At 44.3% G+C, this 12,689-nt stretch carries 10 protein-coding genes and 1 pseudogene; 10 read left to right on the top strand and 1 reads right to left on the bottom strand.

Annotated features, from left to right (window positions below; all coding sequences use genetic code 11):
- Positions 1 to 25: 25 nt before the first annotated feature.
- Positions 26 to 2,023, bottom strand: a complete 1,998-nt coding sequence (locus LJE11_RS00050; protein WP_195998785.1) for an oxidoreductase — start codon at positions 2,021 to 2,023, stop codon at positions 26 to 28.
- Positions 2,024 to 2,687: 664 nt separating this feature from the next.
- On the opposite strand from LJE11_RS00050, the gene LJE11_RS00045 reads away from it, so the two are divergent.
- From LJE11_RS00045 to LJE11_RS20680, 10 genes and pseudogenes are all read left to right on the top strand, one after another.
- Complete coding sequence (locus tag LJE11_RS00045) at positions 2,688 to 4,124, top strand: acyl-CoA carboxylase subunit beta (RefSeq protein ID WP_008704469.1); 1,437 nt, start codon at positions 2,688 to 2,690, stop codon at positions 4,122 to 4,124.
- A 14-nt stretch (positions 4,125 to 4,138) separates the two neighbouring features.
- The gene (locus LJE11_RS00040; RefSeq protein WP_173679238.1) at positions 4,139 to 4,894 is read left to right on the top strand and encodes an OadG family transporter subunit; all 756 of its coding nucleotides are present in this window, start codon (positions 4,139 to 4,141) and stop codon (positions 4,892 to 4,894) included.
- Positions 4,895 to 4,921: 27 nt separating this feature from the next.
- Positions 4,922 to 5,290, top strand: coding sequence for a biotin/lipoyl-binding carrier protein (locus tag LJE11_RS00035; protein WP_008704467.1), 369 nt, complete (start codon positions 4,922 to 4,924; stop codon positions 5,288 to 5,290).
- A 16-nt stretch (positions 5,291 to 5,306) separates the two neighbouring features.
- Positions 5,307 to 6,455 (top strand): sodium ion-translocating decarboxylase subunit beta, encoded by a 1,149-nt coding sequence (locus tag LJE11_RS00030; protein ID WP_055057872.1) that lies wholly within the window; start codon positions 5,307 to 5,309, stop codon positions 6,453 to 6,455.
- A 168-nt stretch (positions 6,456 to 6,623) separates the two neighbouring features.
- Positions 6,624 to 8,036, top strand: a complete 1,413-nt coding sequence (locus LJE11_RS00025) for an oxaloacetate decarboxylase subunit alpha (protein WP_008704465.1) — start codon at positions 6,624 to 6,626, stop codon at positions 8,034 to 8,036.
- A 216-nt stretch (positions 8,037 to 8,252) separates the two neighbouring features.
- A complete protein-coding gene (locus LJE11_RS00020) occupies positions 8,253 to 9,596 on the top strand; it encodes an NAD(P)/FAD-dependent oxidoreductase (protein ID WP_173679239.1) in 1,344 nt (447 codons plus the stop codon).
- 154 nt (positions 9,597 to 9,750) lie between these two features.
- A complete protein-coding gene (gene cmk / locus LJE11_RS00015; protein ID WP_173679240.1) occupies positions 9,751 to 10,422 on the top strand; it encodes a (d)CMP kinase in 672 nt (223 codons plus the stop codon).
- Positions 10,423 to 10,440: 18 nt separating this feature from the next.
- Positions 10,441 to 11,319, top strand: a complete 879-nt coding sequence (gene ispH / locus LJE11_RS00010; protein WP_055059400.1) for a 4-hydroxy-3-methylbut-2-enyl diphosphate reductase — start codon at positions 10,441 to 10,443, stop codon at positions 11,317 to 11,319.
- On the top strand, positions 11,300 to 12,376 hold the full coding sequence (gene rpsA / locus LJE11_RS00005; protein WP_055052980.1) for a 30S ribosomal protein S1: 1,077 nt from the start codon (positions 11,300 to 11,302) through the stop codon (positions 12,374 to 12,376). Before ispH ends, rpsA begins: the two co-directional genes overlap by 20 nt.
- Positions 12,377 to 12,609: 233 nt before the next feature.
- Positions 12,610 to 12,689: pseudogene (locus LJE11_RS20680) on the top strand (IS607 family transposase); the annotation flags it as partial.

Genomic DNA, 12,689 nt, shown 5'->3' with positions numbered 1-12,689 from the left:
TCGTATTTTGTTGTAAAGGTTTTTATTAAAGGTATCCCATCTGAGTCAGTGTATTAAGGATATTTCTTCCTTCCAGAGTTCCGTCGATGATCCTTCTTGCACGTTTGCTGTCTCCGATGTTCAGGATCTCAATATCATCAGAAACAAAAGCATCGGAAAGCTCTGCGAAAAGCTGTCCCTGAGCTCTCATACCAAGACATACGAATCCGTAGTCAAATGGAAGCTCACGTTCACCTTCTGCATCTTTTACAAGGAAAGAGCTGTCTTTTACTTCCTGAAGAGCTGTCTTTGTAAGCTGGGCCACATGATGTTTCTTCATCTGGTCCTTCGTGTCATTCTTTGTAACAGGATCCAGGTCACGTCCGATCTGATCCATCATCTCCACAATAGAGATTTCAGCATTTCTTGCTGCAAAGAATTCCACAACATCAAGACCAACAGCACCGCCGCCCACAACAACAACCTTCTTGCCTGTCATATCTTCCGGATAGTCATTGATGTGATTGATCATTCCCAGGATAGAAGCAACCTTGCTGCCTTCTTTGTCAATGCGGTCGTGAAGTCCCCTGATCGGAGGAAGCAGTGGTGCGGAACCTGTGGAGCTTACGATCAGGTTCGGATGGAACTTGCGGATATTTTCCGGTGTTCCTTCTGTGTTTGTGAAGATATAAAGATTCTCAAGCTGCTCTGCTCTGTGAATCAGATAGTTCGGGAAATCAGCCAGACGCTTCTTTGCAGGAATCTTAGAGATCACAGAAGCAAGACCGCCAAGAGTCTCACCTTTTTCCAGGAGGAAGGTATTACAGCCTACTTCTGCGGCTGTACAGGCAGCTTCCAGTCCGGCAGTACCGCCTCCGATTACTACAACATTACAGTTTTTGTTCACTTTCTGATTCTTATAAACATCACCTTCCAGAACAGCCGGGTTTACAGTACAGCGGATCGGACGGTTAAAGCCGATTCTGTTTCCTGCACATCCGATGTTACAGGAGATACATTTGCGAAGGTCACATTCTCTGCCTGTAGCTACTTTGTTCACCCATGCAGGTTCTGCGATAAGACCACGTCCCATACCGATCAGGTCTGCATCGCCGTCAGCGAGGATCTGCTCAGCAACCTTCGGGTTACGGATATTTCCCATGGAGATACATGGCTTGCCGAATTTCTCTCTGACAGCTTTAGGCATATAGGAACGCCATCCGTCTTTCATGTAGTTGGCATCGATCTGATACTGGATAGAACCGTTTAAACCGCAGGAAACATCGAAGATATCAACTTCATCCTGAACATATTCCAGATATTCAAGAGTATCCTCAAGAGTGTTGCCGCCTTCCATCAGCTCATCTGCGCTGAGACGGAGCATGATCGGGAAGGAAGGTCCGACCTGTTTTCTTACTTCTTCAATGACCATACGGCAGAAACGTGTTCTGTTTTCCACAGATCCGCCGAACTCATCTGTACGTTTGTTTGTAAGAGGAGAGAGGAACTGGCTGATCAGATAGGAATGTCCCGCATGGATCTCTACTGCGTCAAAACCTGCAGCCTGGGCTCTTTTTGCAGCCTCGCCGTATTTCTTTACAATGTGATGGATTTCTTCCACTGATAACGGACGCGGGATCTCTCCGCCTTCTTTGGACGGAACATCAGATGCGGAAACCGGCTGCATATTTGTACGTGCGGAAACAGCGGAAGCACCTGCGTGGTTGATCTGGATCGCAATACAGGTACCATATTTGTGGATCTCTTCACAGAATTTGTACAGACGCGGCAGATAGTTGTCGTGGTCAATACGAAGCTGAGTAGTTCCGTTGGAACCCTGCGGAGAATCTACGCTTGCATTCTCTACGATGATCAGACCTGTGCCGCCTTTGGCACGCTCTTTATAATAATTAATGTGAAGAAAACTCATTTCGCCGTTCTGTTCCCCGTAATTGGTTCCCATAGGCATCATAACGATACGGTTTTTGATAGTCATATTTTTTACTGTGAGTGGTGTGAAAATATGCTGGTAATTGCTTTTCATTACGTCTTTCCTCCTGAAATTTTCTGTTGTATCTATAGCTGTTCAGTGCTTTAGCTGTGGCCTGAATTTCTTTGATGTGTTAATTATATAATGGGATAATCCGTAAATCTAATTGATAATTCGTGCTATATAATAAAAAACATCTATGGTTTTCCGTGCACTGTCCGCGTACTGAATGAAAGCATTCGCAACTGCATCCACAGCATGGGAAAATCCTGCTGAACCTGTATGACTATAGCATTTTTTCACCGAGCTGCGCTGAGACTTTTATACTTGTGCAGTCGGATTCTCAGACAAGTGAGTGGTATAGTCACCTCAAACACGCTCTGGTGTGCCGACAAGTTGATTCTTGAAACAATCTTGCAGGATAGAAATAAGAAATTCAGACGCAGGATTGTTCGAGAAATCAACTTGTCGACACACTGGTTTGCGGGAGAGGGTGAAATACAGGACAATACAAAATAACCGTAATACCCTCTATTAAAATAGGAAGAAATGCTCAAAAAAACAAAATTTGGAGAAACCTGACAAATTTTTCTGCTATATTTTTAACGAAAATGACAAATAAATGTTGAAATTTTCTGCTGAAAAAGGTAAAATTAAAATTGGCTAAATTTTTGGGTTAACTTTTAAATATTCTCATAAAGATGGAGGGCAAACAAGAATGAGTAATGCAACACAAAGCTTAGCAGGCACAAGAATTACTTCTTTGCTTGACGCAAACAGTTTTGTCGAAATCGGACAGGGTGTAACAGCCAGATCCACAGATTTCAACATGACTGCAAACAAGGCACCATCTGACGGTGTTATCACCGGATATGGTGTGATCGATGACAAACTGGTTTATGTATACAGCCAGGATGCATCTGTATTAAACGGTACTGTTGGTGAAATGCATGCAAAGAAGATCACAAGACTTTATGATCTTGCCATGAAAACAGGCGCTCCGGTTATCGGACTTGTTGACTGTGCAGGTATCCGTCTTCAGGAAGCAACAGACGCACTGGAAGCTTTCGGACAGATCTATCTGAAACAGACATTGGCATCCGGTGTGATCCCGCAGATCACAGCAATCTTCGGAACATGCGGCGGTGGTATGGCAGTTATCCCGTCCCTGACAGATTTCACATTCATGGAATCCAAAAAAGGAAAAATGTTCGTCAACACACCAAACGCACTGGAAGGAAACAACACAGACAAATGCGACACAGCAGCAGCTGATTTCCAGAGCAAAGAGACAGGTGTGATCGATGGCGTTGGTACAGAGGATGAGATTCTTGGCCAGATCCGTTCCTTAGTATCACTTCTTCCTTCTAATAATGAAGACACAGACAATTACACAGAGTGTACAGACGATCTTAACCGCGTATGCGCAGATCTTGCAAACTGTGCAGGTGACACAGCAATCGCACTTTCCCAGATCGCTGACAACGGTGAATTCTTCGAGACAAAAGCAGACTATGCAAAAGACATGGTTACAGGCTTTATCCGTTTAAACGGCGCTACAGTAGGTGCTGTTGCAAACAGAAGCGAAGTATATGACGCAGAAGGCAAGAAAACAGAAACATTTGACGGAAGCATCTCTGCAAGAGGCGCAAGAAAAGCAGCAGATTTCGTGAAATTCTGCGACGCTTTTGATATTCCGGTACTTACACTTACAAACGCAACAGGCTTCATGGCAACCTTATGCAGCGAGAAGATGATGGCGAAATCCGTAGGTGAACTGGTAGCTGCATTCGCAGATGCAACTGTTCCGAAGGTAAATGTGATCATCGGCAAAGCTTACGGTACAGCTTACGTGGCAATGAACAGCAAATCTATCGGTGCAGACCTTGTATATGCATGGGATAACGCAGAGATCGGTATGATGGATGCTTCCCTGGCAGCCAAGATCATGTACGCAGATGCAGATGCTGCTGAACTGAATGAAAAAGCTGCTCAGTACAGAGAGCTTCAGAATGGTGTTGCTTCCGCAGCAGCAAGAGGCTATGTTGACACTGTGATCAGCCCGGCTGACACAAGAAAATATGTAATCGGTGCATTTGAGATGCTGTTCACAAAGAGAGAAGATCGTCCGTCTAAGAAACATGGAACGGTCTAAGCGGGGTGACGCATATGAAAATGATCAAAAAAATAACTTCTGTATTCATGACATTTCTCGTAATGGCTGCGCTGGTGATTGGCAGCACCTCTGTGGTATTTGCCGCAGATAAGGTTGATGATACTGTTAAGTCCACACTGGTAACTACAGCAGAAGGACTGACAGATGCCATTGTCCAGCTTAAAGATGAAGAAATCGAGAATTACATGAGTTCAGGAGATGACTTTACAACAAGTGCCATGCAGTCCTGGCAGACATCCAAGGATGAACTTGGCGCAAAGAAGGAAAGCAATGGTGAAACCACTGTAACTTTCAAAGATGATCAGTACACAGTTACTGTTCCTCTTAAATTTGAGAAAGCAGATGCAAACTTTGTATATGTCTTTGACTCACAGGGAACACCGACTTCCATGTCTGTAGATGTACAGTATGGTATGGGCAAGACTCTTCAGAGAGCAGGCCTTAATACTTTGATGGGTATTGGAACTGTATTCGTAATGCTGATTTTATTAAGCCTTCTGATTTCTCTGTTCAGATTTATTCCGAATCCGGAAGCAAAGAAAGCAGCAGAAGCAAAAGCAGCCAAAGCTGCAAAAGAGGCAGAGGCAGCAGCCATCGCACAGACAGCACCTGCACAGGCAGAAGAGAACCTTGCAGATGACGGAGAGCTGGTAGCTGTTATCGCAGCAGCCATCGCAGCAGCAGAAGGAACTACAACAGACGGCTTCGTAGTTCGTTCCATCCGTAAAGTAAAAAGAAATAGAAGATAATTGTCATTTATTTAGGAGGATTTTAAAATGAAAAGCTATACAATTACAGTAAATGGTACAGCATATGAAGTAACTGTTGAAGAAACAGGAAGCGTATCCGCTCCTGCAGCAGCTCCAAAAGCAGCACCTAAGGCTGCACCTGCAGCAGCTCCGAAAGCAGCAGCTCCTGCAGCAGGCGCCGGCGCAGTAAAAGTAACTGCTTCCGTACCTGGCAAAGTTGTCAAAGTAGCAGCAAGCGTTGGACAGGCAGTAAAAGCCGGAGACAGCGTAGTTATTCTTGAATCCATGAAAATGGAAATCCCTGTAGTAGCTCCTCAGGATGGTACTATCGCAAGCATTGATGTTGCAGAAGGTGCCTCTGTAGAAAACGGAGATACTTTAGCAACAATGAACTAAGACGGGAGGTAGTCAAATGTCTTATGTAACAGAAACATTGTCCAACCTGATTCATCAGACAGCATTCTTCAGTTTGACATGGGGCAATTACCTGATGATCGCAGTAGCCTGCGTATTCCTTTACCTTGCTATCAAGAAGGGATTCGAGCCGCTTCTGCTTGTTCCTATCGCATTCGGTATGCTGCTTGTAAATATCTATCCGGACATTATGGCAAACCCGGAAGATATGTCTAATGGTGTAGGTGGACTTCTTCATTATTTCTACATCCTTGATGAGTGGAGTATCTTACCATCCCTGATCTTCATGGGTGTAGGTGCCATGACAGACTTCGGTCCGCTGATTGCAAACCCGATCAGCTTCCTGATGGGTGCTGCAGCACAGCTTGGTATCTATGCAGCTTACTTCCTTGCAATCTTCCTTGGATTCAACGGAAAAGCAGCGGCAGCTATCTCCATCATCGGTGGTGCTGATGGCCCGACTTCCATTTTCCTTGCAGGTAAACTTGGACAGTCTGCACTGATGGGACCGATCGCAGTGGCAGCATATTCCTATATGTCACTGGTTCCGATCATCCAGCCGCCTATCATGAAACTCTGCACAACAGAGAAAGAACGTAAGATCAAAATGGATCAGCTTCGCCCGGTTTCCAAACTGGAGAAGATCCTGTTCCCGATCGTTATCACAATCGTTGTCTGCCTGATTTTGCCTACAACAGCTCCGCTGGTTGGTATGCTCATGCTTGGTAACCTGTTCAGAGAGTGCGGTGTTGTAAAACAGCTGACAGAAACAGCTTCCAATGCCCTGATGTATATCGTAGTTATCCTTCTGGGTACATCCGTAGGTGCTTCCACAAGTGCAGAAGCATTCTTAAACGCAGATACTCTGAAGATCGTAGTTTTAGGTCTTGTTGCATTCGCAATCGGTACATTCGGCGGATGTATGCTTGGTAAACTGCTCTGCAAACTGACTCATGGAAAGATCAACCCGCTGATCGGTTCCGCAGGTGTATCCGCAGTACCTATGGCAGCCCGTGTATCCCAGAAAGTGGGTGCAGAGGCAGATCCTACAAACTTCCTTCTGATGCACGCAATGGGCCCGAACGTTGCCGGTGTTATCGGTACAGCCGTAGCAGCCGGAACATTCATGGCTATTTTCGGTGTATAATTGAATGAAATGAGTTCCCTGCTTTTATTGCGGATGCAATAAGCAGTGGAACAGCTATTCGATATAGAGCCACAGGGTATGACAACTGTCTGAACCCTGAAGTAATATTGGCTGAGTTATTGAGAACAAAATGATCAGTAACGAACAAACTATAAAGGAGATTTAATAATGGCAGAATTAGAGAAAAAACCTGTTAAAATTGTGGAAACCATTCTCCGTGATGCTCATCAGTCCCAGATCGCAACACGTATGACCACAGAACAGATGCTTCCGATCGTAGATAAACTTGATAAAGTCGGCTATCACGCAGTAGAGTGCTGGGGTGGTGCAACATTCGATGCATCCCTTCGTTTCCTTCATGAAGATCCATGGGAAAGACTTCGTAAATTACGTGACGGCTTCAAAAACACAAAACTTCAGATGCTTTTCCGTGGACAGAACATCCTTGGATACCGTCCATATGCAGATGACGTTGTAGAATACTTCGTACAGAAATCTGCTGCAAACGGAATCGACATCATCCGTATTTTTGACTGCCTCAATGACCTTCGTAACCTGCAGACAGCAGTAAGCGCTGCAAACAAAGAGAAGGCTCATGCACAGGTAGCTCTTTCCTACACATTAGGAGATGCTTACACACTGGAATACTGGACAGACATTGCAAAACGTATTGAAGATATGGGCGCTGATTCCATCTGTATCAAAGATATGGCAGGTCTTCTCCTTCCAAACAAAGCTACAGAGCTTGTAACAGCATTAAAAGAAACAGTTAAGATCCCGATCGACCTTCATACACATTACACCTCAGGTGTAGCTTCCATGACTTACTTAAAAGCAGTAGAAGCAGGTGTGGATATCATTGATACAGCAATGTCTCCATTTGCACTGGGAACATCCCAGCCTGCAACAGAGGTTATGGTTGAGACATTCAAGGATACACCATACGACACAGGATTTGATCAGAAGCTTCTCTCCGAGATCGCTGACTACTTCCGTCCGATCCGTGACGAAGCTCTTGACAGCGGACTGCTCAATCCGAAGAACCTTGGTGTTAACATCAAGACTTTACTGTACCAGGTACCGGGCGGTATGCTCTCCAACCTGACTTCCCAGTTAAAAGAACAGCACGCAGAAGACAAATTCTACGATGTTCTCGAGGAAGTTCCGCGTGTACGTAAAGACCTTGGTGAACCGCCACTTGTTACTCCGTCTTCACAGATCGTTGGTACACAGGCTGTATTCAACGTACTTATGGGCGAGAGATACAAAATGGTTACAAAAGAAACAAAAGATATCCTGTTAGGAAAATACGGCGCAACTGTAAAACCGTTTAATCCGGAAGTACAGAAGAAGTGCATCGGCGATGAGAAACCGATCACATGCCGTCCTGCAGACCTTCTTGACAACGAGCTTGAGAAACTTGAGAGCGAAATGGCTCAGTATAAGGAACAGGATGAAGACGTATTAACATACGCACTGTTCCCACAGGTAGCTATGGACTTCTTCAAATACCGTCAGGCTCAGAAAACAAAAGTTGACGAGAAAGCAGCTGACAAAAAGAACGGAGCATATCCTGTATAATTGATCAGTAATTAAATATGTCCAAACGAAAAAAGGAGCTTGCGTAAGCAGGCTCCTTTGCGTTATTATGAAAGAATATGATACCCGGGAATATAATGTGCCAATGGGTATATGCTGCCAGTGGTACATATCTATATTGATCTTAGTGAAGCGGAAACGTGGAACTATGATGAAATAGACAATCTGCAGGGTAAAATAAATACAGGAGAATATTCCATGAGCAAAGTTATAATAATCGGCGGCGGAGCCGCCGGAATGATGGCAGGGGTTTTTGCAGCCCGTAATCATCATGAAGTTCATATATTAGAGAAGAACGAGAAACTGGGAAAGAAAGTCTTCATCACAGGAAAAGGCAGATGCAATGTGACAAATGCCTGCGACACAGAAGAACTCTTTCCTGCAATGATGAGCAATCCCAAGTTCCTCTACAGCAGTTTCTATTCATTTACCCCTCAGGATGTAATGGAGTTCTTTGAGAAAGCAGGTGTCCCTCTGAAGGTAGAGCGTGGAAACAGAGTATTCCCACAGTCTGACCATTCTTCAGACATCATCCGCGCTCTGGAGCGTGAGCTGAAGAAAGCAGGAGCAAAGATTCATCTTCACACTGCTGTGCAGGAAATCGTAAAGAAACCTGTAACAGATTCGGCAAATACCCTGGAATCAGAAGCTACATTAACAGAATCAGGATCTGGTGCAGGAAAAGGCAGAAAAGGAAAAAAATCACCTGACATACCGCAGGAGAAGATCACAGGAGTCATCCTTACAGATGGAACCTTCATGGAAGGAGATGCAGTCATCGTGGCAACCGGTGGATTCTCTTATCAGAGTACAGGCTCCACAGGTGACGGATACCGCTTCGCAAGAGAACTGGGACTGAAAGTCACGGACATTGCTCCCTCCCTTGTGCCATTAAAGACAAAAGAAGACTATATCCCTAAGCTTCAGGGACTTTCCCTTAAGAATACAGGACTTACCATAAAGAATGGAAAGAAAGTACTTTACGAGGATTTCGGAGAGATGATGTTCACCCATTTCGGAGTCACAGGTCCAATGATCCTCTCCGCCAGTGCCCACATCGGTGCAAAACTGGCAAAAGCACCAAACGGCGAACTGTCCGCATATCTGGATCTGAAGCCTGCACTCACCAGAGAACAGCTGGATGCCAGGATCCTGCGTGAATTTGAAGCAGGACCAAACAAACAGTTCAAGAACGTGATTGGCGTACTTTTCCCGTCATCTCTGACTCCGGTAATGCTGGAACTGGGTGGAATCCCCGCAGAGAAGAAAATCCACGATATCTCCAGAGAAGAACGCCAGCACTTCATTGACCTTATCAAAGCTTTCCCCTTCACAATCACAGGAATGGGTGAGTTCAAAGAAGCCATCATCACCAGAGGCGGCGTTTCTGTCAAAGAGATCAACCCCGGAACAATGGAATCAAAGAAAATCTCAGGTCTTTACTTCGCAGGCGAGGTACTGGATCTGGATGCAGTGACAGGTGGATATAATTTACAGATTGCCTGGTCTACCGCATATCTGGCAGCGCAAGCTATACAGTAAGCTGAAACAAGCAGATGATGAGTACCAGTACCTTGTAGGTGGATTATATCTATGATATGATTCAGCTATACGTTATTTAGCGATTCATAAACATCAATCAATAATAAAACAGAGAAAATCTGTTTGAATAATAGAAACAGGAGGAACCACGAAAATGGGATGTAACATAGCCATCGACGGACCTGCAGGAGCAGGAAAGAGCACCATCGCAAAGAAAGTAGCGAAAGAATTATCATTTATCTATGTAGATACAGGAGCCATGTACAGGGCAATGGCTTTATATCTTTTGAACCATGGCGTAAACGGAGAAAATCAGGAAGAGATCGAAGCTGTATGTTCCGGCGCTGACATCTCCATCGAATACAAAAACGGAGAACAGATTGTCATCCTCAACGGAGAGAACGTAAATGCTATGATCCGCACCGAACAGGTAGGAAACATGGCATCCAAAAGCTCCGCAAACCCGAAAGTCAGAGCCCATCTTCTGAAACTTCAGAGAACTCTGGCAGAGAAAAACGACGTAGTCATGGACGGCAGAGATATCGGCACAACCATCCTTCCAAACGCAGAAGTAAAAATCTACCTCACAGCAAGCGCAGACACCAGAGCAAAAAGAAGAGCACTGGAATATGAACAGAAGGGAGAAGCCTTTGACCTGGACCAGATCCGAAAAGACATCATCGAACGTGACGAACGCGACATGAATCGGGAAGTTTCTCCTCTGAAACAGGCAGAGGACGCAGTGCTTGTAGATTCTTCGGAAATGGGAATTGATGATGTTGTAAATGCAATTCTTAATGTATATAAGGAAAAAGTGCAGAAATAATTTAAGAAGGATTATTTTATGAAAGTAAAAGTAGCAGAAACAGCAGGCTTCTGCTTCGGCGTCAAACGTGCAGTGAACAAAGTCTACGAACTCATAGACACAGAACAGAAACCTATTTTCACTCTGGGCCCGATCATCCACAACGAAGGCGTAGTAGCGGATCTGGAAGCTCGTGGCGTCCATGTTATCGCAGAAGCAGACCTGGATTCCCCGGATGACACCCTGCAAAACGGAACAGTAGTCATCCGTTCCCACGGTGTAGGCAAATCTATCTATGATAAACTGAAAGAAAAAAACATCTCTTACGTAGATGTCACCTGTCCCTTCGTCCTGAAGATCCACCGCATCGTGGAAAAAGAGAGCCTGGCCGGAAATCATGTGATTATTATCGGTGACAAAGATCATCCAGAGGTTCAGGGAATCTGCGGATGGTGCCAGGGACCTTACACAGTGATCAAAAACCAGGAAGAGGCCGAAGCATTCCTCCTTCCGGAAGGAAAAAAAATAAGCATCGTGTCCCAGACGACATTTAATTACAACAAATTTAAAGATTTAGTTGAAATTCTTTGCAAAAAGAGGTATGATAATAATGTTTTAAATATTCTCAATATTTTAAACACTATTTGTAATGCTACCGAAGAACGGCAGAGAGAAGCAAAAAACATAGCCGGAGAGGTAGACACTATGCTGGTCGTAGGTGGCCGGCACAGCTCCAATACTCAAAAGCTGTTTGAAATATGTAAAAAGGAATGTGGAAATACTTACTATATACAAACACCTGTAGACTTGGATTCTGAAATGTTCCAATGCAGTAGTTATGTAGGTATTACAGCAGGGGCTTCCACCCCAAACAAAATTATTGAGGAGGTTCAAGAACATGTCAGAATTAAGTTTTGAACAAATGCTGGAAGATTCCGTAAAGACTATCAGAAATGGAGAGATTGTACAGGGTACTGTCATCGATGTTAAAGAAGATGAGATTATTCTGAATATCGGTTATAAAGCAGACGGTATTATCACAAAGAACGAATACTCTAACGATGCAAGCCTTGTACTCACAGATGCTGTTCACGTTGGAGACACAATGGAAGCAAAAGTTCTCAAAGTAAACGATGGAGAAGGTCAGGTAACTCTTACTTACAAGAGACTGGCAGCAGAGAAAGGCAACAAACGTCTTGAAGAAGCATTTGAGAATCAGGAAGTATTAAAAGCTCCTGTAACTCAGGTACTTGACGGCGGACTTTGTGTAAACGTAGACGAAGCAAGAGTATTCATTCCTGCAAGCCTCGTTTCCGACACATACGAGAAAGACCTTTCCAAATATGCAGATCAGGAGATCGAATTCGTTATCACAGAATTCAACCCGAGAAGACGCCGCATCATCGGTAACCGTAAGCAGCTTCTTCTTGCTGAGAAAGCAGAGAAACAGAAAGAATTAATGGAGAGAATCCATGTTGGCGATACAGTTGAAGGAACAGTTAAGAACGTTACAGATTTCGGTGCATTCATCGATCTGGGCGGAGCAGACGGACTTCTTCACATTTCCGAAATGTCTTGGGGCAGAGTAGAGAATCCGAAGAAAGTATTCACTGTTGGCGATAAAGTCAAAGTTCTTATCAAAGAGATCAACGGAGAGAAGATCGCACTTTCCCTTAAATTCCCGGAGGCAAATCCATGGCTCACAGCAGCTGAGGACTTCGCTGTAGGAAACGTAGTTAAAGGTAAAGTTGCACGTATGACAGACTTCGGTGCATTCGTAGAGCTTGCACCTGGAGTAGATGCACTCCTTCACGTATCCCAGATTTCCAGAGAGCACGTTGCCAAACCAGCAGACGTACTGTCAATCGGACAGGAGATCGAAGCTAAGGTTGTTGACTTCAACGGAGAAGACAAGAAGATCAGCCTGAGCATGAAAGCTCTTGAGGCACCGGCTGAGGAAGCTACAGAAGAATAATTAAGAGAATACTCATAAATATTCAGCAACCGGCTTTGTATGAGGATGATCATACAGAGCCGGTTGCTTGTTTTTTCAGATTACGAATGTGGTCAGCAGTTACAGGAGCATCAGAAATGCTGCAGACAGTCAGGAAGGTTATTAGCAGTTAAATATAAATTATAAAATTATATAAGCGCATGTTGAATTTTATTAGATATTAGAGTGGAATATTATTGAAAGGAGTTGATTCTTTGAGTAAATATTATTCTAGACATGAATTTTCAAAAATTATAGGCGTATCTGCCCAGACATTACGAAATTGGGATGCCAA

It is taken from the genome of Blautia sp. DFI.1.216, from assembly GCF_020594215.1.
GTDB classification, from domain to species: Bacteria; Bacillota; Clostridia; order Lachnospirales; family Lachnospiraceae; genus Blautia_A; species Blautia_A wexlerae.
Note: the sequence above shows the minus strand (reverse complement) of the source record. Positions and strands in the feature narration are given on the sequence as shown.

What these genes read in the sequence shown, in the direction of transcription:
- LJE11_RS00050 (WP_195998785.1), bottom strand. Translation starts at nt 2,023, where the DNA reads ATGAAAAGCAATTACCAGCATATTTTCACACCACTCACAGTAAAAAAT.
- LJE11_RS00045 (WP_008704469.1), top strand. Translation starts at nt 2,688, where the DNA reads ATGAGTAATGCAACACAAAGCTTAGCAGGCACAAGAATTACTTCTTTG.
- LJE11_RS00040 (WP_173679238.1), top strand. Translation starts at nt 4,139, where the DNA reads ATGAAAATGATCAAAAAAATAACTTCTGTATTCATGACATTTCTCGTA.
- LJE11_RS00035 (WP_008704467.1), top strand. Translation starts at nt 4,922, where the DNA reads ATGAAAAGCTATACAATTACAGTAAATGGTACAGCATATGAAGTAACT.
- LJE11_RS00030 (WP_055057872.1), top strand. Translation starts at nt 5,307, where the DNA reads ATGTCTTATGTAACAGAAACATTGTCCAACCTGATTCATCAGACAGCA.
- LJE11_RS00025 (WP_008704465.1), top strand. Translation starts at nt 6,624, where the DNA reads ATGGCAGAATTAGAGAAAAAACCTGTTAAAATTGTGGAAACCATTCTC.
- LJE11_RS00020 (WP_173679239.1), top strand. Translation starts at nt 8,253, where the DNA reads ATGAGCAAAGTTATAATAATCGGCGGCGGAGCCGCCGGAATGATGGCA.
- cmk (WP_173679240.1), top strand. Translation starts at nt 9,751, where the DNA reads ATGGGATGTAACATAGCCATCGACGGACCTGCAGGAGCAGGAAAGAGC.
- ispH (WP_055059400.1), top strand. Translation starts at nt 10,441, where the DNA reads ATGAAAGTAAAAGTAGCAGAAACAGCAGGCTTCTGCTTCGGCGTCAAA.
- rpsA (WP_055052980.1), top strand. Translation starts at nt 11,300, where the DNA reads ATGTCAGAATTAAGTTTTGAACAAATGCTGGAAGATTCCGTAAAGACT.